The sequence below is a fragment of the Methanobacterium sp. BRmetb2 genome, assembly GCA_003491285.1.
GTDB lineage: Archaea > Methanobacteriota > Methanobacteria > Methanobacteriales > Methanobacteriaceae > UBA117.
In genome coordinates, this window is sequence record CP022705.1 from 159,528 (window position 1) to 182,765 (window position 23,238).

22 protein-coding genes and 1 tRNA gene are annotated in these 23,238 nt (G+C 32.0%); 10 read left to right on the forward strand and 13 right to left on the reverse strand.

What is annotated here, in order from left to right; genetic code table 11:
* Window positions 1-10: 10 nt before the first annotated feature.
* A complete protein-coding gene (locus tag CIT01_00720) occupies window positions 11-3,205 on the forward strand; it encodes a hypothetical protein (GenBank protein ID AXV36824.1) in 3,195 nt (1,064 codons plus the stop codon).
* A 494-nt stretch (window positions 3,206-3,699) separates the two neighbouring features.
* On the opposite strand, the gene CIT01_00725 is transcribed toward CIT01_00720, so the two are convergent.
* The 4 genes from CIT01_00725 to CIT01_00740 all read right to left on the reverse strand — a co-directional run bounded on the left by CIT01_00725 (window position 3,700) and on the right by CIT01_00740 (window position 6,993).
* Window positions 3,700-4,389, reverse strand: a complete 690-nt coding sequence (locus CIT01_00725) for a hypothetical protein (protein ID AXV36825.1) — start codon at window positions 4,387-4,389, stop codon at window positions 3,700-3,702.
* Window positions 4,335-4,940: a hypothetical protein gene (locus CIT01_00730; GenBank protein ID AXV36826.1), complete on the reverse strand. Its 606-nt coding sequence runs from the start codon at window positions 4,938-4,940 to the stop codon at window positions 4,335-4,337. Before CIT01_00730 ends, CIT01_00725 begins: the two co-directional genes overlap by 55 nt.
* A 67-nt stretch (window positions 4,941-5,007) precedes the next feature.
* The gene (locus tag CIT01_00735; protein AXV36827.1) at window positions 5,008-5,769 is read right to left on the reverse strand and encodes a hypothetical protein; all 762 of its coding nucleotides are present in this window, start codon (window positions 5,767-5,769) and stop codon (window positions 5,008-5,010) included.
* 39 nt (window positions 5,770-5,808) lie between these two features.
* The gene (locus tag CIT01_00740) at window positions 5,809-6,993 is read right to left on the reverse strand and encodes an integrase (GenBank protein AXV36828.1); all 1,185 of its coding nucleotides are present in this window, start codon (window positions 6,991-6,993) and stop codon (window positions 5,809-5,811) included.
* Between the two features lie 188 nt (window positions 6,994-7,181).
* Between CIT01_00740 and CIT01_00745 the strand changes: the two genes are divergently transcribed.
* A complete protein-coding gene (locus tag CIT01_00745) occupies window positions 7,182-8,960 on the forward strand; it encodes a hypothetical protein (GenBank protein AXV36829.1) in 1,779 nt (592 codons plus the stop codon).
* 16 nt (window positions 8,961-8,976) lie between these two features.
* Window positions 8,977-9,483, forward strand: a complete 507-nt coding sequence (locus CIT01_00750) for a hypothetical protein (GenBank protein AXV36830.1) — start codon at window positions 8,977-8,979, stop codon at window positions 9,481-9,483.
* A gap of 153 nt (window positions 9,484-9,636) precedes the next feature.
* Here the strand turns inward: CIT01_00750 and CIT01_00755 are convergent, their stop codons facing one another.
* A complete protein-coding gene (locus tag CIT01_00755; GenBank protein ID AXV36831.1) occupies window positions 9,637-10,440 on the reverse strand; it encodes a hypothetical protein in 804 nt (267 codons plus the stop codon).
* Window positions 10,441-10,690: 250 nt separating this feature from the next.
* Between CIT01_00755 and CIT01_00760 the strand changes: the two genes are divergently transcribed.
* From CIT01_00760 to CIT01_00770, 3 genes are all read left to right on the forward strand, one after another.
* The gene (locus tag CIT01_00760) at window positions 10,691-11,515 is read left to right on the forward strand and encodes a hypothetical protein (protein AXV36832.1); all 825 of its coding nucleotides are present in this window, start codon (window positions 10,691-10,693) and stop codon (window positions 11,513-11,515) included.
* 155 nt (window positions 11,516-11,670) lie between these two features.
* Entirely contained in the window at window positions 11,671-12,642 is a 972-nt protein-coding gene (gene galE, locus CIT01_00765; GenBank protein AXV36833.1) for a UDP-glucose 4-epimerase GalE, read from the forward strand.
* 92 nt (window positions 12,643-12,734) lie between these two features.
* Window positions 12,735-14,039 (forward strand): CPBP family intramembrane metalloprotease domain-containing protein, encoded by a 1,305-nt coding sequence (locus tag CIT01_00770; protein ID AXV36834.1) that lies wholly within the window; start codon window positions 12,735-12,737, stop codon window positions 14,037-14,039.
* Between the two features lie 141 nt (window positions 14,040-14,180).
* On the opposite strand, the gene galU is transcribed toward CIT01_00770, so the two are convergent.
* The 5 genes from galU to CIT01_00795 form a co-directional block, all read right to left on the reverse strand.
* The gene (gene galU, locus CIT01_00775) at window positions 14,181-15,026 is read right to left on the reverse strand and encodes a UTP--glucose-1-phosphate uridylyltransferase (GenBank protein ID AXV36835.1); all 846 of its coding nucleotides are present in this window, start codon (window positions 15,024-15,026) and stop codon (window positions 14,181-14,183) included.
* A 155-nt stretch (window positions 15,027-15,181) separates the two neighbouring features.
* Window positions 15,182-15,847: a hypothetical protein gene (locus tag CIT01_00780; GenBank protein AXV36836.1), complete on the reverse strand. Its 666-nt coding sequence runs from the start codon at window positions 15,845-15,847 to the stop codon at window positions 15,182-15,184.
* Between the two features lie 10 nt (window positions 15,848-15,857).
* Window positions 15,858-16,094: a hypothetical protein gene (locus CIT01_00785; GenBank protein AXV36837.1), complete on the reverse strand. Its 237-nt coding sequence runs from the start codon at window positions 16,092-16,094 to the stop codon at window positions 15,858-15,860.
* 437 nt (window positions 16,095-16,531) lie between these two features.
* Entirely contained in the window at window positions 16,532-17,419 is an 888-nt protein-coding gene (locus tag CIT01_00790) for a hypothetical protein (GenBank protein AXV36838.1), read from the reverse strand.
* A gap of 184 nt (window positions 17,420-17,603) precedes the next feature.
* Window positions 17,604-17,885: a YggU family protein gene (locus CIT01_00795; GenBank protein ID AXV36839.1), complete on the reverse strand. Its 282-nt coding sequence runs from the start codon at window positions 17,883-17,885 to the stop codon at window positions 17,604-17,606.
* 167 nt (window positions 17,886-18,052) lie between these two features.
* On the opposite strand from CIT01_00795, the gene CIT01_00800 reads away from it, so the two are divergent.
* A tRNA-Leu gene (locus CIT01_00800) sits at window positions 18,053-18,136 on the forward strand.
* 94 nt (window positions 18,137-18,230) lie between these two features.
* On the opposite strand, the gene CIT01_00805 is transcribed toward CIT01_00800, so the two are convergent.
* Window positions 18,231-18,653 carry a hypothetical protein gene (locus tag CIT01_00805; GenBank protein ID AXV36840.1) on the reverse strand — a complete coding sequence of 141 codons (423 nt, stop codon included), beginning with the start codon at window positions 18,651-18,653 and terminating at the stop codon, window positions 18,231-18,233.
* A gap of 228 nt (window positions 18,654-18,881) precedes the next feature.
* Between CIT01_00805 and CIT01_00810 the strand changes: the two genes are divergently transcribed.
* From CIT01_00810 to CIT01_00820, 3 genes are all read left to right on the forward strand, one after another.
* Complete coding sequence (locus CIT01_00810) at window positions 18,882-19,349, forward strand: MarR family transcriptional regulator (protein ID AXV36841.1); 468 nt, start codon at window positions 18,882-18,884, stop codon at window positions 19,347-19,349.
* Between the two features lie 52 nt (window positions 19,350-19,401).
* A complete protein-coding gene (locus CIT01_00815; protein ID AXV36842.1) occupies window positions 19,402-20,763 on the forward strand; it encodes an MATE family efflux transporter in 1,362 nt (453 codons plus the stop codon).
* Window positions 20,764-21,260: 497 nt separating this feature from the next.
* Window positions 21,261-21,716: an endonuclease gene (locus CIT01_00820; protein AXV36843.1), complete on the forward strand. Its 456-nt coding sequence runs from the start codon at window positions 21,261-21,263 to the stop codon at window positions 21,714-21,716.
* 101 nt (window positions 21,717-21,817) lie between these two features.
* Here CIT01_00820 and nifH read toward each other — a convergent pair whose 3' ends face one another.
* Together nifH and CIT01_00830 are read right to left on the reverse strand one after the other, a co-directional pair.
* Window positions 21,818-22,618, reverse strand: coding sequence for a nitrogenase iron protein (gene nifH, locus CIT01_00825; GenBank protein ID AXV36844.1), 801 nt, complete (start codon window positions 22,616-22,618; stop codon window positions 21,818-21,820).
* Between the two features lie 68 nt (window positions 22,619-22,686).
* Window positions 22,687-23,160 (reverse strand): CBS domain-containing protein, encoded by a 474-nt coding sequence (locus tag CIT01_00830; GenBank protein ID AXV36845.1) that lies wholly within the window; start codon window positions 23,158-23,160, stop codon window positions 22,687-22,689.
* Window positions 23,161-23,238 lie beyond the last annotated feature (78 nt).

A 23,238-nucleotide genomic window follows, 5' to 3' on the forward strand; every position in this document is an offset into this window, starting at 1 on the left:
TGACATTGAATTGAATGGTATCACTGAATTTGAAAGAAATATATGTATATTATCAAAGATGGGGGCTGATGCTTGGAATGGAAAAAAAATGGAAGATGAAATAATTTATCAAGAAATTCCAAAATTTTTTAATTTGTTTTATGTGGGGGATAGACAAGCTATCGATTATAATTTATATTATATCAAAGAGAGAATGGGTGATTTTTTTATATTAGTTATTGATACGTTGTCTAATTTCGGTTTAAATACTTTAAAAGCTTTAGCTTTAGTTTTTGAAAGTGAGTGGGGTAATGAAAAAGTCAAAACCTTTTGGCCTAGTAGTGTTCGTCGTCAAATAATAGAAAGTCTATCCAATCATGGTATTGATCATGAGTGGGCTGTTAAAGAGTTAGAAAAAGTTGAAAATGGTATATGGGAAGGATATAACATACAAGGAAGAGTTGAAGAGTGTTTAAAACAATCAAAAGCATGGTTAATGATTGAAGAAACAGATCATTCTTTTAATTCATTAGAAAAAATGTTGAAAATGTCTTTTGGGATATACTATGAAAAAGACTTCCAATTCAGTGCATGGATTGATTGGCTTGATGTTTACATAGAATTATATCCTGAAAAGGCTGAAGAATTAATAATATTATTCGCAAATTACATTGTCAAGATAAGCAATTATGCAGAAGTTGATACATACAACAGTGCTTCTAATACTCTTCTTACTGCTACATTTAAGTGGAATCCTCAGAAAGCTCTACAATTAGCTTCATGGCTTATAGATCAGATGTTAATAACACAAGAGGACGTTTATAGTGTATTCATAAGAGAAACATTAAAAAGTGATGATGGTAATTTGCGTCTAGTAATCTTCTCTTTATCAAATCTTTTATTTCCATTAGCCCCCTATGCAAATTTCAAAATTGTAGATCTATTATTAAAAGCTATAAATGTCAAATATGGGTCTCAAAAGACAATTGAATCTTCTAGATATTTAGTTTCTAAAATTAGAATTTTGGCTCAAAAAAAAGCTCGATATAATTGGTTTTATTCTATCAAACAAACAATGGAAAATTTAGGGTTTGATGTAGAAAAGGCGGGAATTACAATCAAGGACATACATTTTGATGAACATGATATGATTACATACAATCTACTTAAATTAAAAGACTCTAGAGTTCTTGATACAAATGAAGTAAAAAGGTATGTTTTATCAGTGGATGATTATGTAGATTTTTTAGAAGAAGAAACTGATAATTCACACTTTGATTGGGAACCAATAATTATTAATTTGGCAAATAAACTAAATTATAGAGAGATATTAAATTTAAGTGAAATTATTTTAAATAGTGACAAGATAAATGATAGGAAATCTAGTGAATTGATTTCAATACTTAGTCAGAGACTATCAGATTTTAATGATTTTGATCATGCTATTAAATTGGGAAAAATATCATTAAATCTATCTAAACCTAATGGGTGGGGTAATTGGGGTGGTAGATCTAGAATAAAAGCGTTTAATGCTTTGATAAAAGTTAATAAAAATCAATGTAGGCCTTTAATGTACAGAACATTAGTGAATGATATTAAAAATTCAAAAATCGATGCAAAAACTGTTACTCTAAATTTAGGGGATATTTTAGGTTTACTCACTGATGAAATTCCAATTAAAGATATTTGGCAAGAAATAGATCACCATATACAAATTTTGTTCGAAAGTTATCCTTCACATGATTTAGAATCATTTGAGTTTGTGAATCTGGAAGACGAAATAACCACTCCTTCAAATGCATTGATGGATCTTGTGTTGGGTTGTTTGAATCATCCTATAAGATTTATATCAGAAAGTGCTATTCAGATATGTGCAGATCTCTTAATAAATGGAGATTTGATGATTCAAAGATCGATAAATGAATTTTTCAAAGATGAAAGTTTTTCTGAGCAAATTTTAATTGTTATGGATGCTGTTAGCCTTAAAGATCCATTTAAAATCGGATTTTTTCGTGAAAAATTAATTTTTTCAAACACATCTTCAAACTATTATATTCGCAGAATTTCTGGGATATTGTGTAAGCGTATTGGATGTAAAGTAAATAATCCTACACGAATTGATTTACCTAAAATTTATGATAAAACTTTTCCCGATCTCAATGTTTTTGATTTTATTAATATTGATATTCCTAATGGTCAACCGTTACCCGACTTCGATTTTCCGGAAGAAATTATATATCCTTATGATTTACAATTAATATCAAAGTTATCTAACTATCCTGAAATAAATCTCAGCCATCGAATTGTGGAGATCATGTATCAGTTAGCAGATTTTGATTCATGGTCTAAAGATGCAGAAGGTAAATTAAGAATAATATTAAAATCAGCTGGATTAAGATTTACTTTTTATCCTCCTAGATTAATTTTGGTTCGTAGGGCTATATTTCATCTTATTTGTGAGTTAATCGATGGTGAAAAATTGGCTTCTGATGATCTTGTTTATATAGATCAGACTTTTAGATTTTATGATCCTGCACTTATATTAATAGAACGAACGAGAAGGCCTGTGCACATTAAGCCTGCTTATGAAGAGTACAGATCAAAACATTTAACAACACCGGCCGAAAACTGGATAGAAAATATTAATAATTGTAATAATTCTGTTTTTCGTATTTTTAATGGTAAATTCATTTTGGCTGAAAAAACAGAGCTTAAATTTATTGACTTAGATTTGCCTACAGAATTGAGAAAATCTAAAGTGATGTTGAATTCTGGGAAAAATGAAAAGACAGATAATTTATTTTTCTACAATGTTTTAAGTAATGTGCAGGAATATGGTGATACTCTTTTGCAAGATGGAGTAATTCCATTAATAATACAAAATAACGGATATAATTGGATTGCTTTGAATCCTATTATTGGAATTCAACTCGGATGGAAGCTTGAAAATACTGGATTATTTAGATGGGTTGATGAAGATAATAATATAATGGTGGAAAGTAAATGTTGGAAAGACGGGTTATTAGATCAATTTGAACCGTCATTTGAGGAAGTTGGTGAAGGATGGTTAGTTTTGGCATCTGAAAATGCTTTAAAAATTTTAAAAGCTCAGTATGGGCTGCTTAAACGAGAAATTATAATTGAACGTAATTTGAATAAAAATGGATATGTATATCGAGAATCCAAATTTGAGGAACATTTTTTATACAAAACCTATTTCTTTTGAGGAGAAAATTTGATATAAACCATCAATTAAATTTTGAATACAGCATCTATTCAACTTCAGATGAATTCTTTAATATATCTATTAACTGATTAAGAATAAGATTCTTTTACTTTTAATATTATGTAAAAAATTTAGCAGAATCATTTTTTTAATTAACATAATAATTTTAAGAATTAATTAACTTAAAAAAGGCCGAAATATTAAAAATAGCTAAAAATAGATTTAAACTATTAATTATCCAAATCCGATTACTCCGTTCATTTTTAACACAATCATATAATATATAGCAAAAACTCATCAAAACTACAATACCAATTATCAGATTAATCATCCAATCTCTCCTGTATATTGTACCAAGAATTTCCCATAAAATGGGCAATCTTTATAATCTGAAACTTTGTATTTATCTTTCATTTTGCAGTTTTCACAATCTTGTTTTCTTACATCTCTCCTATATGCATCGCAGTATACTCTATAGTATTCACACACTTTATTCAACCTCCAGGTTCTAGATCTTTAATTGTGATTGTTGTGAGATTTTCGTCCACTCTATGAATGCTTATTTTCTTATTTACATTTTCATCTAATTGAAAATTCAAATAGAAATTATTTTTATTGCCAGAAACACTTTCAGTAACGTTTTCAATGTCAGAATTAGTTGCAAAAATTGTATATTGAGAATCAAAATCATTGAAAAGATATCCTAGATTCATGCTGAAAATTATTATAGGTATAAGAAAAATTATAAAGAAAAAGAATACACTCTTATCCTGGTTAGTTCCTGTTTTTATTCTTCTTTTTTTACCTAAACAAGTAAATTTAGTTTTTTTAAATGGATATAACAGTGGACACCCATTAACAGTGAATGAATCCAGTATTATATGTGATAGAAATCCAACTATTAATGCAGCTCCTAAAACAATGTTGTATAATCCAACAAATATTATGGGAATAATCCATAAAATGGAGTGGCCCATTCCCCTGTGAGTTCCTGACACTTTATCCAGGATGTCGGGGGTTATCGAAATCACAGATACCATAAATAAATTCAACAAAAGATGGCCAGGATTAAGGAAATGAGCCAAAATCAAATAAAATAACAATGCACCAGCAATATGAGTATAAAATTTCATACACGGCCCCCTACATACATTAAAGACCGGAATATGATCAATGCAAACCATGAAGCCCCAACTAAAAGAAAACCAATTTCCAATGACGCCATTTTAATATAAATAAAGAAAAATATAATGCTTAAAAGAGCAAAAACAGGATAAGTAATATTAATCTCATCTGCACCACTTGAATACATATATTCGTCCCTATTAACTAATTCAAAAGTTTTAAAGAAACTATAAGCCTCTGATTTAAATTTTTTATCAAAACTACAAACAAACTGAATATTATCCAGGGAGTTAAGATATTGATATGATTGAACCGTTTTCTTGGTTAATCTTTCAAAATGATTAAAAAATATTATCAATTGTTCATACTTCAATTCATTAATAAGGATCTCCATTAGCTCAGCGATAGTTAAACGATTAAGAGATAACTTATAATCACTAGAAATATGAATAATAGCTTCAATCAATCTGGGTTTGATAGGTATAGGTTCATTGAAGTATATACATAAATAATCATTTCTCAATGAATTAAAACAATCGAAGACATTCTTATTATAAAAGATCAGGTTGTTACCCTTCTCTATTTGCTCCGTTATTTGTATTAAATTCATACTTTAATGTATGATTTTATCATATATATAGATTAAAAAAACACACACAAATTTAAAAATAAATTTACTAAAGATTATAAACATTTCCGGGTGTCAAAATATGCCAAGGATATTGTTCCCAAAAACTATCTGTACTCCAAATAAAACCAAATAATTCACTTTTAGCTATTATTGGTTCAGATGTTTTAATATCGTTAGAATAAATAAATTTGGAATCATTTAAGCTGATATTACTTCTAATTACATTATTATCCACTAAATATTGACGATTATCCAAAGTATAAATGTTTAATAAAAATAAAGCTGCTAAAGAATCTAAAACTATTTCTAATGTTGCTAATTTTTTATTTTGAAATTTGCCATGTTTTAATTGTCTATAATTAATCCACCATTGAGGACTTTTATCTTTTCTCCATTCGTTAAAAGGTGTTATTTTTTCTTCAGTTCTAGAAACATGAACTGATTTGTTACTTAACTGATAGAAATCTTCAAAGACATTTCTATATAACCCCATGTTGGGATCAACATCTTTTAAAATATATTCATAGAAATTAGATACTGCCTTAAAATCTTCTATTGTATAACTTATCCCCCTATAATTATATTTATAATTATAGTGATTTTCTACCCTACTTTTAAAAGAGGCTAATGCGCATTTAAAAAATGAATCAATGCTGCTTCCAATCAACAATAAAAGGTTAGCTAACTTTAAAGACCAAACTTTTTCATGTTCATTAGATAGTGGTACATACTTAATAAAATCTAGAAATTCAGATTCAAGTGATTTATAATCTTCTTCCCATGTTAAAAAAGAATTCATTCCATCCATATACATCCATCCTATAATAATTTTTGTTCAATAATATTATTAGGATGTTCGACGTAAAACTTCTATTATCTCATGGTTATTCTCTATAGCTTTTAAAGTTTTTTCAGTTTTCATCAATTGCTTTCTCAAAATTTCCTGAGTTCTTTCTAATTCTTCTATACGTTTATAATCATCGCTTTTAATCTCTAAAACTTTAGCTTTGTCAATAGAAAGATAAGGTAATGCTTTCATATACCTTTTTTTCAAATCTTCGGAGTCCATATACCAGTAAGCCCTATCAACATCTGATATTTTATGGCCCGCTAAGAAATCTGCTAAAACTTTATCTCCGAGTTTGTTCATGATTGTGGAAATGAAGTATTTTCGCATACCGTGAGCTCTCCAAAAACTATAGGCTCCATCTCCCTTTTTGAAACCCGCTTGTAATCCAATTCTTCTAAAATTGGTCACAATTACATCACGATCAATCGGTTCTCCATTATTTTTAACAAATAAGGCCGAATCATAGTTTTTTATTCGAATCTTTTTATTGCGTCCATAAACTCTTTCTTTAAGATACATAATGATATACTTGGTGGCTTCTGGAGGAATAAACGTGATATACCTATAATTAACTTTTTTTCTAGTAATATGAAGTGTAATAATAGCATTTTTTAATTCATCTTTTAAATCAAAAAGTTCATTTATTGTTCTAATATCTTTATTGATGGCTTCACCAGCTGCATCCATAAATTTTCTCAAAGTTAGATTTCGAGCTTCAGCCTGAGCCATTCCTGACAAAGCCATTAAATAGATAAGTGCCTTTTCCCTTGGTGCAGCTGCATTTACAAATTCAGATATTTCTTCCTTTGAAATTAATTTTCCATAATTCTTTTCAAGACCAATATCTCCTCGAGAAGTCTTAATTTTAGGTAAATGAATATCAAGAGCATCATAAAATGACTTTACAGCATGAATATACATATTAATAGTGCTTTCAGCTTTATTATCCATCTGCAACTGTTTCTTAAACTTTAAAAAATAGTAATTTATTTTCCGATCTCTTAATTTTACTCCTTTTTCTTCTTCAGTATCAGCCTGTTTAATAAGTTCATCAGGAGATAAATTTATTAAATTACAGTAGTATTTTAGACATATTAGATAGGTTTTAAGAGTGGAATTTTCAAGATCTTTATTTAGCACCCAAAAATCAATACGATTTTGATCATCATCCGAAAACTTCATACAGATCACTTAATTATTATTACTTTTAAGTTTACCGATCCATATATTCGTTATAGTATCGTTTAACGAAGTTCATGACAGTGTGTCATTATCATTTGTATGATTTTTTGTATTTTAATTATCATCATCCCTCAATAATTCAAAAAACTATTTAAAATTTGATTAACATAGTATAGATGGTGATATAAATGGAAAAAGAAATACTGGCAGCTATAATGGCTTCTACTTCCGATATTGATATGATGACCAATGATCGTATAGAAGCCTTAACTAAGGGACATGGGATGTTGAATATTGCGGCCATATGTGCAGCAAACACTATAGCAGAAGAAGTGTTAAAAGGGAGAGAAATAAAGCTGACTGATGAAAATGTGCAGTATTTACCAATAGACGACGTGTTGAAAAAAGCCATAGAATCAGCAAAGCTTGCAGGAGCAGATCCTGCCAATGCCGCTTTAATCAGTGCAGCATTATGTTATTTTGCAGGTTCAAATGCTCAGGCCGGTGTGCCAGCAGGTAACAGGAAATTGGGGGCCATGGCCCGGATGATTGCCGGAGTAGATCGTTGCGGTGTACTGGCCATACCCACAGCTAAAGTTAACAACAGAATATCAGGATATGCTGCTGTTAAAGCTTTATATGATGACATTTTTGATAACAAAGTATCAAGTGTTGATGGAAGCATCTTGCCTATGGGTGTAGGTGGAGGTCCTTTATATGGTCACGGAGCACTGGGAGAAGATGTGGCATTTCCAGAACTGGCCAAAAAAGGTGCAGCATCAGGGACAAAAGGAATGTTAAAAGCATATGCCAATGTAGGTATGCCCCCGAGCCCCATAATGTCAGCAATATTTGGAGCAGCAGCCATACTGGAAATTGTCCACCCAGACTCAGAAGTTGGAGAAGAATATGGTGAATTTTTCAAAGCCAACAGTGCCTATATAGCGGGTTTAGGGGCAGTTGAAGCAGCAGGACTCCCAGAAAAACTTCATATAAGAGGTACTGGTGAAGAATATGATACTGCGGAATTAGTAGGTGATATGGGAGTTATACTCAAGGACATAGGCGGCCCATCAGTGGTGGGAATGATTGCCTTTGAAGAGATGCTATCTGCATTTGAAGAATCACTTGCTATTGGGGCTGGCTTTTCAGGAGGACCCTTACAACCACCACTGGGACATATGACTGCAGATGCTGTACTAGCTATGAAAGTACTAATTGCCAGTGCCGGTGACATAGAAAAAGCCGCCAACCGCATCAAAGATATCAAAGAGAATTTTTGGATTGAACCTGAACTAGCTAAGATTTCAACCAATACCATTTCCCGTAAATCTGAACAAGTTCAAAGAGGCCCTGTAACCAAAGCCATGATACTGGCCACTGACGGTGCCTTGGCTCGGGGCGTCTATGAAAGGGCCAATTTCGCCTACGAAAAACTAAAAAGCGGTATGGAACTTGACGAAATTGTTCGTCAGTTAGATAACGAAAAACTGGAAACCGTGGAAACAGCGTGTGGAATGATATTCAGTCAGATGCTTGGAAAAGACATAAAAATTAAGGTAACCAGCTTCAAGGGATGTGCCCGTAGAAGACCTAATGACTTCCTTAAAAAATATTGTGGATTTGACACCGATGCAACTGTGGAAGTAACTGTAGACGGAGAAAAAATAGTATTTGAAGGGTTATCCCATAAGGTAATACCTGACGCAGTTTTAAACAAAAAACAGGATATACTTGAAGCTATACCATTAGCTGCAGTTCCAGTTGTTGAGTTACAGCTTTGCGGCCATACCATTATAAACATTATAGTACCTGCTGCAGTGGCTGCGGCCATGGGTGGTGAAGATCCAAAAGATATTGCAAGAAAAGCTGTTGCCGGAGCATATATATCCTCTGCAATACCTGGAGGTATTCCCAGAGCTGAAGAAGTTGCCAAAAGAGCAGTGAAAATAATGGCTGAACTTTAATCTATCGGTGGCCTAAATGCTTTTGATGACAACTGTAGATGATCTACCTGCCGAGGGTTTGCCCTACATCATTGAAAAAACATTAGAGAGGGGAGCCAACAACGTACATGTGATAAATGCAGTTACCAAAAAAGGGAGGATGGAATATATCGTACTGGTAGATCTAGATAGAGATAGACTGGATGATATATGTTCTTTAATTGCCCTTGAATTTGGAACATTAGGGATGAAAATATTCCATTCACAACACTTAATGCTTCCCTATGAAATAGAAACTAAAAAAGTTACAGTAAGAGCTGATCAAGCTAACATCAAATCTAAAATCAGAATAAAATATTTAAAAAATGATGAAAACAAGGTAATATCGCTAAAAGCAGAATATGAAGATGTTAAAGAAACTGCTGAAATCCTCAATAAACATGGAATAGAAATAGCTTTCTCAAAACTAAAAACTATTATCGAAGCAGAAGCATACAAAAACATTCTTCAAGATAAGGAGATCACAATTGAAGTTTTAGGTTAACACCAGAAATTCCAATTTTTATTTTTTATCCTTGCAAAAAAAATTATTTTTTCAACTTTTTTATTATTCAGAAGAAGTAAAGTTTGACATAATCAAAAATCTTCAAACTCATCGAAAATATTATGGATGGTATATATGTACTGATCGATATTATCAATGAAAATAAATTTTATAGTTCAAGTTCTCATTTTTGCAATAATTTATAATTTCATCTTTAACAATATCCCAGTAAACACTGTCTTCAAAATATATTTGGCGATATTCATCAATCATGTCTGGAAAATTTTCATCTAAAAATTTTTTTACAAAAGGCCATACTGATCCGATGATATTCAGATTTTCAAACATATAATAATCTACAAAATCGCGGGTTGTAGTTATGATATCTTTCCAGTCTGTTAAAAAAGGAAATATGGGACTGATGAATAAATAATTTCTAATACCCTGATTGTGAATATGTTTTAAGGTTTTAAGTCTGGCACTAATGGAAGGTGCTGATGGTTCAAGCTTTCTTCTTAGATCTTCATCAAGTGTAGAAAAGGAGATACCTACTTCACTTTTTTTGAATTTTTTTATTATATCTAAATCCCTTGAAACCAGATTAGATTTGGTTAGTATGCCTAAATCTATTTCTAATGGAAGTAATTTCTCTAATATTTTCCGTGTAATTTTATATTTTCCTTCAAATTGAAGGTAGGGATCAGTTACAGAAGAAAGAAGCACATATTTGTTCCTATATTTATTGGTTCTTTTGGGTATCAGTTGCGGTGAATTTATTTTAATATCCAAAAATGATCCCCATGCTTCCTTATGACCGGTGAAACGTTTCATAAAACGAGCATAGCAATAAATACATGCATGACTACAGCCTATGTATGGGTTTATAACATAGTCTGCTTTAGGTATGGCTGTTTTTGATAATATGGATTTTGATTCAACTTCTTTAACAATTATCATTTTTTATACCTAAATGATTATTGTTTGATATATTTATTCTTTATAAATAAAATATTTTATTTTAACTAAAAAAAGTGGATGAAACCTTAAAACAGACTTAAAAAATTTTATATTATACTCACAATCCACTCCACTATTTTTCCAGGGATTTACATTGCTATAAATTGATTGAATACCAAAAACTATAAATCTCTGCAAATTAAAAAGGAAGATAGGTTCTATAAAATTTAGATTAATAGGAGTACATCTAATGGAAAAATGGCAGAAAATTCTTGGAGTTTCAATCTTAATACTAATTTTAGGTTTAGGGTTGCTTATGATATTAGCTCCCAAAGATCAACCCCGTGAAAAGATTAATATACTATTATTAGGTGTAGATGCCCGTGATATTAATCATCCGGGTAACACTGATTCTATTACCATTCTTTCAATTGATAAAAAAACTAAAGACGTGGCCATGCTTTCTATACCTCGTGATGCCAGGGTAGAAATTCCTGGAAGGGGTGTAGATAAAATAAACTCCGCCTATCCCCATGGAGGATTTAACACTACCATTGAAACTATAGAGAACTTTTTAGATATAAAGATAGATTACTATATATTGATAAATTTTGAAGAATTTGAGAATATAGTGGATACTTTAGATGGAATTTATGTAGATGTTGAACCAAGTACTGCGGCATCTGTACCTGAATTAAACGGAAAATCAGGATTAAGTAGATTAAATGGAGAACAAGCATTAGCCTACGCTAGATTTAGATTTGATTCAGCTGGAGATATTGGAAGAGTAAAAAGACATCAGAAAGTGATTCAGGGCATAATTGATGAAGCCTTAAAACCATCAAATCTTGTAAAAGCACCTACCATTTTAAACCAGTTAAGGGAAAATATGCGTACCAACATTCTGCCATATGATACTGTGGTGCTGGAAAAATTTGTTCAAGGTTTCAAACTTGATAAGGCCAGAATAGCAGTTATTTCTGGAAACTATACTACTATCAATGGAATTGTTTATCTCATCCCGGATAATGAAACTAATGAAAAGATTGTGACTGAATTAGGACTTAAAGATTAGCTAAGTTTCCCATTAGCCTTTTTTATAATTAAAATATCTTTTTATGGTAGATAAGTATTTTTAATATTTATCTGAAAAATTATAGGTCAAATAAATTAGACATTTTTTTTATATAATAGTAAAAAAATAGTAGATAGTGTTTAGGGGAATTTATGATGATATTAATAACCGGCGGAGCAGGGTACATAGGGTCTCATTTAAATAAATTGGCCAGTGAATCGGGGTATGATACAATTGTTTTAGATAACCTCATTTATGGCCATAAAGAATTTGTAAAATGGGGAAAGTTTCATAAAGTTGATCTAAGTAATTTAGATGAATTACGGTCTCTATTTAAAAGTTATGATATTGATGCAGTCATGCATTTTGCTGCTTATACCTATGTTGGAGAATCAGTAAGTGATCCTCAAAAATATTACAATAATAACTTAAAAAACACTCTAAATCTACTCCAGGTAATGTTAGAAAATGATGTTAAACAATTTATTTTCTCTTCAACCTGTGCCATCTATGGTGAACCAACAAAGATTCCTATAACTGAAGATCATCCCCAAAATCCTATAAACCCCTATGGTAAAGCAAAATTAATGGTGGAGAAAATACTAGAGGATTACAGTAAATCATATGGATTGAACTATGTTTCTCTTAGATACTTTAATGCTGCCGGAGCAGATCCCGATGGGGAAATTGGGGAATGGCATGACCCCGAAACTCATCTCATACCACGGGTTTTGGATGCTGTAATGGGCCGCAGTGACCATGTTAAAATATTTGGAACAGACTACCCCACCCCCGATGGTACTTGTATCCGGGATTATATCCATGTAATGGACCTTGCAGATGCCCATATAAAAGCGTTGCAATACATGGAAACTAATGTTAAAAGCGATGTTTTTAATTTAGGTAATGGTAATGGTTTTTCTGTTCGTGAAGTAATAGAAAAATCCAAGCAAGTAACTGGTGTTCCAATTTCAATTGTTGAAAGTGATAGAAGACCCGGTGATCCCCCCGTTTTAATTGGAAGTTCTAAAAAAGCAGAAGATATTTTGAATTGGAACCCTAAATATAAAAAATTGGAAAAAATCATAGAATCTGCCTGGAACTGGCATAAGAAGTTATATTTATAATATCAAGTAGAAAATATAAAAAAAGAGCTATTAATTAACTAATTTTATCAAAAAGTAATACTATAAAACCAAAACAATTTTTGGGGCGAATTATGAAGAAAAAAGAAGCAGAAGTAGCATTTGAAAAAGGTTCGCTATATTATAGTCAAGGAAACCCTGAAAAAGCCTTGAAATACTATTCCCAAGCTTTAAAGATATTTGAAGATATTAAAAGCACTGATAAAATTGCGGACACCTTACTTGAAATAGCCAATGCTTATGGGAATTTAGGGGATTATGATGCGGCTTTTGATAAATACCAACAATGTCAAAAACTTTATCGTAAAAATAAAGATTTAATTGGTGAAGGGTACGCTCTGGCTGGCCTAGGAAACATACTTGATAAAAAGAAAAAATTTGAAGATTCCCGAAATTTCTACTCCAAATCACTGAAAAAATTCAAGAAAGCAAGCGATTATGAAAGACAAGCTACAATATCCTCTTTAATTGCAAAAACTTATGAATCAGAAAAAGCCTATGATGATGCTATTCTTGAAAATAGACGGTCACTTAATATTTACAAAAAAATAGGCAATATTCAAAAAGAATCTGAAGTAAATAATAGTATTAAACGACTTAAAAAACAAATAGATGCTATTAAACCTTCAAAAAAGTTAATACTTATTTTATTTGGGTATTTTGTAGCTATTACCATGGCAGAAATAATTACTACCTATACCAATACTGAAATGGGTCTGGTTTTGCACACCATTATCCTTTTTGTACTTTTAATTCATTCTTCTTTAAGTAATTCTTATAATGTGACTAATTTACTAAGATCAATGATGGCCCTGCCTATGATCCGTATAATTGGACTCACTATCCCTATCATGGGAGTTCAACCATTGTACTGGTTCCCTGTTATTTCAATTCCTTTATTTGCTGCTTCATATGTAATCATGAAATCCCAGAAAATTAGCAAAGAAAGGGTAGGTTTGATTTTTGGTAATTTAAAGGTGCAATTGGGGATTGCTGCTACTGGAGCTATTTTAGGTTTCATAGAATATTTAATTCTCAAACCTAAACCGTTAATCCCAGTTTTAAACCTTGAATACTTATTAATTGCAACGACAATTATTATTATTTCTACAGGGCTAGCAGAAGAGTTGCTATTTAGAGGTATAATCCAAAAAAATGCCCAAAACATACTTAAAGGGTTTTCTGGTATTTTATATGTATCTCTGCTTTTCACCAGTCTTCACGTTGGATGGGAATCATTTATCGACTTGATATTTGTTTTCTGTGTGTCAATGTTCTATGGATATGCATTCTATAAAACAGAAAGTCTTTTTGGTATTACATTATCCCACGGACTGTCTAACACCTTTCTATTCCTCATATTCCCCTTCTTCTTATGAAAATAAATTAAAATTCCGATTATCAGTTATATTCCTTTTTTTATTCTTTTAGCCCCATAAGACTCTTATAAAAAAGATATAAAAGATTTGTAAATGTAAAAAAATAAGATTTAATTATCTAAAAAAAAGAATTAAATAAATTTATTTTAGTATTTCAGTCATGTACTTTCTTAAATCATCTCTAACTTCTGGTTCTTCCATAGCAAATTCTATGGAAGTTTTAAGCCAATCCACCTTGTTACCAATATCATAATTCTTTCCCTGGAATACACAACCATATATACTATCTAACAAGCGCATTGCATCAGTTAGCTGTATTTCACCACCAAAACCCGGCGGGACATTTTTTATGTGATCAAATATTTCTGGTTCAAGAACATATCGGCCCATTATCCCTAAATTTGAAGGAGCTTCTTCTAATTTAGGTTTTTCCACCATATCCTCGATTTTATAGGTAGTATCTTCCATCAAACTTCCCTTAATTATTCCATACCTTTCTATTTTTTCGTCTGGAACTTCCTCCACCGCAATTGCCGATGAATTATATTTATTATGAATATTAATTAACTGCTGAATACATGGAACTTTTGAACGTGTGATAGTGTCCCCTAAAAGAACTGCAAATGATTCACCATCTATGTGTTTTCTTGCACAGTAGATGGCATCACCAAGTCCTTTCTGTTTTTTTTGGCGAACATAATAAATGTCAGCTAATTCAGATATTGATTCTACCTCATCTAGATAATCATTCTTACCATTTTTTTTTAGAAAATATTCTAGTTCAAACGCCCGGTCAAAGTGATCCTCAATGGATCTTTTTCCTTTACCAGTTATAATCAATATATCGTCAATTCCAGATGCTACAGCTTCTTCTACCACATATTGTATGGTAGGTTTATCAAAAACTGGTAACATTTCCTTTGGTTGAGCCTTGGTAGCAGGTAAAAATCGGGTACCTAATCCTGCTGCAGGAATTACTGCTTTCATAGTGTCACCTTATCATTATAATACTTTATCATTCTTATGGATGTCGTCAATGGATTAAATATAGTTCTATATTATCTAATTTGATTTGGCAATGTAAATAGTATACTGTCTATCTTCGATATCTTTTTATAAAAAAATAAAAAAAGAGGTTATTTTTAGGGTATTCCTGCTATTAAATTACAAAGAACTGGTGGTTGAACAGCAGTTATAGTAACTGTTCCATCTGCGTTAACAGTTAATAGTTCTTCTTCTTGGACCATGGTTCCTTCTGCATTGGATAGTGCAGCTAACCATGCAGCACCTTCAGCCGGATCTAAGGTTGTAGTAATTTTATTATCAGTTATTTCTGTTGGTAACTGTATTACAGTTAAATCTGTGAATTCGGCTAAAAATGGTTCCTCATCAGTGGGTGGTGATTGACCATTGGACCAACCTTGCATCTGGAGCCTTAGATCGTCTATTCCACCTGCTTCTGGTCTTAGAACATTTTTCCATGCTTTAATACTAATAGTTGTTCCTGCTGGCAGTGCTTCATTCCCATAACCTGCCAGATTACTTAAATCCATATTAACCATTCCACCGTTGTCTTTAAGCCATACGTCAGCATAAATATTGCCAACTGTACCATTTTTCATGGTAACATTTTCAAAGACAGCGACAAAATGAATCCATGATGTACCATTATTTTTGAATGCTGCTTTAGTTCCACTAGCTGTAATCTGGTTTGTTTGGGCTGGACCCATATTCATCATAGCAAAAACCCCTACTATCACTACAGCTATTATAACGATAGCTATTATGATTCCTGTGTTTCTTTGCATCTAAACACTCCTAGAGGATTGTCACCACTTTGTAGGTCACTACAGCCACAAATACGAAAAGTAATGGAACTATAGCCACGTTCGAACTCTTTATAAATGATCCTATGCGTTTATTATTTTCAGCTTCTGAACTGAGTATTTCTTTGAGAGCTAAAAATGCAATTAGTGCAATTACTGCTATAATACTGAAAGCCATGACTTGGGTGGTTGTTACTGTGGTTGTGATTGCGGTTACAGTAGATATCATATTAAACCTCCAACGAATATTTCTCTTTAACTTCTTATATAAAGATTGTTATTAAAAATCAACCTTAATTATAACTAACAATATTAATTAGGCGTAAAAAGCTTTTATTAACTAAAAAATATTATCTACCAATCAAAAAATTAGGTAAAAACTTTATTATCAGCCTTATTTGTTCAATGAAATAAAAGGTATACGAAAATTAATTTAGCATTTAAATAACATGTTTAGCATGAACTAATCCATTATCATCAATTAATAAAGTTTAAGCTAGAATCTTATTGGAATTTTAAAAAATACTATTATTTATCAATCTTTTTTTGAAAAAATTTCATAATAAATAAATTTTCATAAAGGGAACTTTATCCAAACTTAAAAATATTTCTAACAGTAGGGATTTATAAATATAAATCGCTATTCTAATTTTTTCTTTTATTTTTTTAGTCATTTTTTTCTTTTGTACGTTCTGGTAAGAGTAATAAACCCCCTATTAAAAAACAGATGGCACCAATAAATGTTCCTAAATTAACCAGTATTTCGTTTTTTGGAAGGCCTGTTGCAGGTACAATGTACGCAGCTGCTGCAGAGATACCAAATGCCAAAGATCCAATAATGTTAAATATGGCAATCCACCATGAAAACTTACGGGGATTCCATGACCAGAATGCGTGACTAACTTCCAACCATGCTAGTGCACTGGCAATAATAAAACAGATAGAGCCATAAATATCAGGCCCCCACACCAGCGTATTTATCTGAGTAAGGCTGAGATTACTTCTAATGGCATTAAAGGTGTTTATGTTAAATAATAAAGTTCCTACAAACTGTACCATCGTAGCCCACCAGTCAATACGTTTTGGTTCCCATGTAAAAAAATAAAACTTTCCCTTTAAAAAGCCTGAAATACTTCTGGGAGAGTTAACTGATTCAATATATTGTAAATAAGCAGCAGAAGTAAAAAATATTGAACCTGTAAAAAAAGTTATAGCATCATAGGTGCTGCCTACAACATTTAAATATCCTGGAGTTGATCCAAGTGCAAAAAAGAAAGCACCAATTGCAAAAAGAATTCCTATCCACCATCCCACTGCACCAGGTGCCCACAAAGTTGAACCGCGACTTATATCCAGTTTAAAATGGTGTTTCCGATGATAACGGGAATTCCATAATATTAATTTACCTTCAAGATTTTTAAATATTGCACGAGTTACAAAAGGTCCTGTTCCTTTTGTTTCTGTGCATCTCCATCCCCCTGGTAACTTAATATAGGGTAGTTTTTCACAAACTGAGGTTATCTTATTATTACTGCTTTTTCCATTTTCTTCCATGTTTAATCCTAATAGATATTATCTATAAAATTGTAACGTTAAATCTAATTTTATTCATTTTTGCAAATTAATACGTATCTCAGCGTCTAGATTACCAAAATAGTTTTATAAACCAGTCCAAACGCATAAAACCTCCAACTTGTCCTGAAATATGTACTACTCTTTATTTTATCCAGATAAATAGTCACATTATAATCTTTAAAAATTCGTTTCTCTTTATGTTATAAATTTTAATGGTTTTTTGATGACTTTTATGCCCAGAAATAATTTCAACTGGCTTGTGAGTGAGCTTTGAAAATGATTTAATGATTTCTTTATTTGCTTTACCTTTCTGAGGTATGGACGAGATGTTGACCTCAATTCTTTTTCTCCACTCATTGTAACCTGTTATTTCAAATTTTTTAGAATTGGGAGAAACATCAATATCCACTAGTATTCCATCATCAACTTCAGATACTGCCTTCATTAACCATAGTTTATCTAAATAAGATTATAATTTTATGGTTATAATTGGGTAGATTATTTTACACCACTATCTTTAGTTTAAAGAGATTCTTTATATCATAAAAACATTTAAATAGTGAAACTGAGAAAGAATGGTATGCTCTAATTCTTGGCTTAATATATATTTCTGCAGGGGTGGTCGAGCGGTCAAAGGCGCTAGGTTGAGGGCCTAGTGGGTGAGTCCCTTCGCGGGTTCGAATCCCGTCCCCTGCACTAAATAAACTTTAAACTGTTTTTACAATAAAAGAAATTTTCATAACCAATAATTTTTATTTAATTTATACAAAATAAACCAACATTTTATCCATTAATTTATGTTTTTAACAATTATCTTAACTTTTAATTTCTTTCCATCCTTTAAATCATTTATTAACGCGGTATTGAGATCTTTTGCAGCCTTATCTGCGTGGATCATTAAGGTACGATTGCAGACATATCCACTTTTGCGACAGACCATATCTGTGGGATGATCAAGTGTTAAAAGGTGATGTCCCCTGCCTTTAATTATGTCAGAGGCATTCTCTGTTTCCAGAACTACTTCTACAACTGTATCATCAGTAGCTATAGCTTTTCGAATAGTTTTTGGAATATCTTTAATAGATCTATCAGATGCTACACCAACAATGCAGTCAGCCTGGATTCCTATTTCTTCATCCATTGTCACCTCAAATGTGGTTCGGTGAGTGGAAGTAACATTGGAATGTCCCTTTGCATAAAAAACGTATTTCATATTAATCACTGAATTCCACAAAGATTATTTAATCTTATATTTTTAAAATGTTTGTCTTTTATTTAATTATTTTAGTTGTCATAACAATTGTTGCATAAACAACATATTTATATAGTGAAAGATATTATATTATTAAATAGTGTATAAAACACTTTGACTTTTTTGATTTTACATACCATATCAATTTTTTAGAGTTTTAATGGTTAAAAAGAGTTGGAAGTGAAAACTATGTCTTTAAACATTCCATTTAGAGGAATTTTATCAATCGTAATCAGGAACCACTTCATATTTATGAACAAGGAACTGAAATATTTGGAACTTACTGAAGGACAGGTCCCCTGCCTTATGGCCATCTCAAAGAAACCAGAAATTACTCAGGATGACTTGGCAAGAATGTTCCACATTGATAAAGGAACTATTGCCCGTACAATAAGGAAATTGGAAGAAAAAAAATTGGTGAATAAAGTTCAAGATCAATTTAACCGTCGCAGATATTTACTTTCCCTGACTGAAAAAGGTGAAAATATAATACCAGAAATCCTCCGTACTGAGGAAAAATGGGAAAATATCATATTTAAAGGGTTTTCAAATGAAGAACGCACTGGATTACTTAAAGGAATGAAAAAACTCGCAGAAAATAGCCTTGAACTCGGTGAAAATCAGTTAACAGAGTGTGAAAACTGTGGAAAAGGATAGATCACACTATCTACCAATAAAATTTCCACATGAATAATAAAACAGAAAAAACATGACAGAAAAAACAGAAGGCGTTGCTCTCATCACTGGTGACCCCAAAAAAGCAATTTTAAAGTTGTCAGGCCCTCTAATCATCGCAATGGTTTTGATGACAACTTATAACCTGGTTGATGCCATATGGGTTTCTGGTCTTGGAGGAAATGCTCTAGCAGCAGTAGGATTTGTAACGCCCCTTTTTATGATACTGGTTGGTCTTTCCAATGGTTTAGGCGCAGGTGCAACCTCAGCAATCTCCCGGTGTATAGGAAATCGTAACCATAAAGGTGTTAATAACACTGCAATGCACACCATGGTTATTACAATCATTGTTTCAGCTCTTTTAACAGTATTACTGGAAATATTTCTTCATCCCTTGCTTTCAGCATTAGGAGCCGGGCAAACAATTAACCTAGCAATAAGTTATGGTCAAATCACTTTTGCTGGTACTATATTAATGCTTTTTACAGGTGCTGCTTACGGAATTCTGCGCTCAGAAGGAGACACCAAAAGGACCATGTATGCTATGATTATATCTTCAGTAGTAAACATGATTCTAGACCCCATCCTCATTTACATGGCAGGTTGGGGCATTGCTGGAGCAGCCTGGGCCACTTTAATTTCTCAGGCCATTGTCTCAGTGGTGATTATCTACTGGTTTTTCAGAAAGAAAGACACTTTTGCCACTTTATCATGGAAATTCTTTAAACCAAATTTTAAAGTTACTAAATCTATCTTAGAAGTTGCATTGCCCGCTAGTGCAGAATTCCTGGTAATGTCAGCCTTAACTGCCATTTTAAATGTAATATTAGTTATAGTTGCAGGAACAAATGCAGTAGCTGTGTATTCTGCAGGATGGAGGGTGGTGATGATGGCCATAATACCCATAGCTGCTGTAGGAACATCAGTGATTACTGTTGCAGGTGTTGCATATGGAGCAAGAAAATATGAAAATCTTTCCATTGCCCATAATTACTCCATAAAGGTAGGAATGATGGTAGCGATCATAACCAGCATTTTAACCTTCGTTTTTGCACCTTACATCTCGAAAGTATTTGCATATTCTCCACAAACTGCATACCTAGCTCCAACCATAACTACCTTTCTTCAAGTAATGTGTTTATTCTATATCTTTGTTCCTCCAGGACTTATGTCTAGTTCCATCTTCCAGGGAGTGGGAAAAGGAACCACTTCACTAATTCTAACTATATTGCGACAATTACTGTTTGTAGCAATCTTTGCCTACATCATGGCCATTACCCTTAACTTTGGCCAACAGGGAGTATGGTGGGGGATCGTTGCAGGAGACATCGTCGGAAGTTCTGTTGCATACTGCTGGGCACGACTCTATGTAAGCAGGATCCAAAAGCAAATATAAAGATCAATGCAATTAATAAAAAACGGACTTTAATAGGCATAAATGGGGAATGTCAGAAAAAGAATCATTTTTATGTATTGCTAACTATCTATTTATTAAATCCTAGAAAATGTACAGTATCATAAAATTTAAGATTAAATTTAAATCTAATCTGCGACCTGTGTACCACCCCAAATAAAGATCATACCAACAATTAATTTCAATGCAACCTGCCAAACAGGTTCATGTGGTGTAAATGCAATAGGCCAGTTAACTGCACTCATAATTCCCATCAATAATAAGATTATTCCAACAATATAAAACAGCCATTTAACCATATAAAATCACCACAAAATCAAGTAGGGTATCATACAAACCATTTTATATCTATAATAATAACAAATATAAATTTTATCCCAAAATACAAATTTTTTATGATTCAAGAATAAAAATTAATAAAAATGGGATGAACAGAAATTTTATTGAATTATTAAATATACAATGAAAAAGGTTTTAATATGTCCACCAAATCAAAAAAAAGTGGTACTTATTGTTTAATAGTCCATGTAAATAATAATTCTAATATAAAAATAGGTAAACTTGGTTTTTTAGAGTTTAAAGAGGGTTACTATGTATATGTGGGTTCTGCTTTAAATTCACTTAAAAGTAGGATTAATAGACATCTTTCCATGGAAAAAAAACTTTTCTGGCATATTGACTATTTATTAAACTCTGAAAATTCTCATATAAGTGATGTGATCTACATTGAAAGTCCACAAAAATGGGAATGCAATGTAGCTTCAAAAATAGCCAGTTTTGGAGTTGGCATTAATGGTTTTGGATGCTCTGACTGTAAATGTTCATCACACCTATTTTATTTTGCTGATTTAGAAAATGCAAAGAAGGTATGTTTAAAATCTTTTAAAAATTTAAATTTAAAGCCTAAAAATTTAAATGATTTTAGATCTTCCTAGTAAATTAAAACCGCATGTTCAAAATAATAAATTAGGCCAATCTTCTACCAATTTTTTATTGGCCTGTAAAATCAATAGTATTAACTAAAAATAAATATAATTTACTGGAATTTCCTGAAAAAAGTGTCGAATTCATCTATATCCATAGGTTGTGGGATTGTAAAATCTTTATTTTTGAATATTGATCCCGCAAGTTTTCTGTAGAGGTTTGCTTGCTTTGAATCATTAAATTTTTCCACTACTGTTTTTGCATCTATCTCACTTTGCTGAACCATTTCACTCCGAGGTATAATTCCAATAACCTTACTTCCAACTATTCCTGCAAATTCTGTCACTATTTCTATTTCATTTGTTATTCCTTTGCAGTTACAGATTATGCCCCCGAGATTACTTTTAAGCTTTTTTATACCTTTACATATATTATTAGCAGCATATAATGCCATGTATTCACCAGAAGTTACTATATATACTTCATCTGCAAAGTCTTCCCTTAAAGGAACTGCAAATCCTCCGCAGACCACATCTCCAAGTACATCATAGATAATAACATCCAGATCTTCAGAAAAAGTTTCCAGGTTTTCCAGGAGCTTCATTGCAACAATGACACCTCGGCCTGCACATCCAACTCCAGGTTCTGGACCTCCACTTTCAACACATTTAACACCTTCATATCCTTTAAAAATAATATCTTCTGAAAGTGCATCCCTTTTAGCTTTTACAATATCCAGAATTGTTGGTATCCTCCTTCCAACAAGTGTCCTGGTAGTGTCTGCTTTTGGATCACAGCCTATTACAAGGACTTTATGACCATTAGAAGCATATGCTGCCGCTATATTAGAAACAATGGTTGATTTTCCGATTCCACCTTTCCCATAAATTGCAATACGCTTTGTCTTACTCATTTTCACTTCACCGTGGCTGAAAGAATCAGTATCTCAATGGGATAACTAGTATATCAATTGCTCCAACTTCACTTTACTAAAGCCCCGATGATGTCCCCTCTTGTTATTATACCAATCAATTTATTATCTTCGTCAACAACAGGAAGTCTGTTAATATCATGAGAGTCCATAAGTGTTGCTGCATCAGAGATAGAAGCATCTTTTTTGATGGATATTATATTTTTTGTCATTATTTCTTCCACTTTAACAGCTGCGGCTTTTTTTACGCCTCTGGATAATACTTCAAGTTCATATTCCATTCTTACTGGGAGTTCAATTAAATCAAATGGAGCTGGTAAAATAAGGTTAATATTTGGAGAATGGACCTCAATCAGTTTCATTATATCTCCTTCACTTATCATACCTATAACTTTCTGATCGTCATCAATTACTGGAGCTCCACTAATATTATTTTTCCTTAAAATTTGTGCAACATCACTTATTTTATCGTCTGTTTTTAATACTATCACATCTTTTTCCATAGCCTCTTCCACTGTTACCATATAAATCACTCCAGAATTATAAAAAATATTGAATACTTTTTATTTATCATTTGTTTTATTAACTATTTATGGGAATAA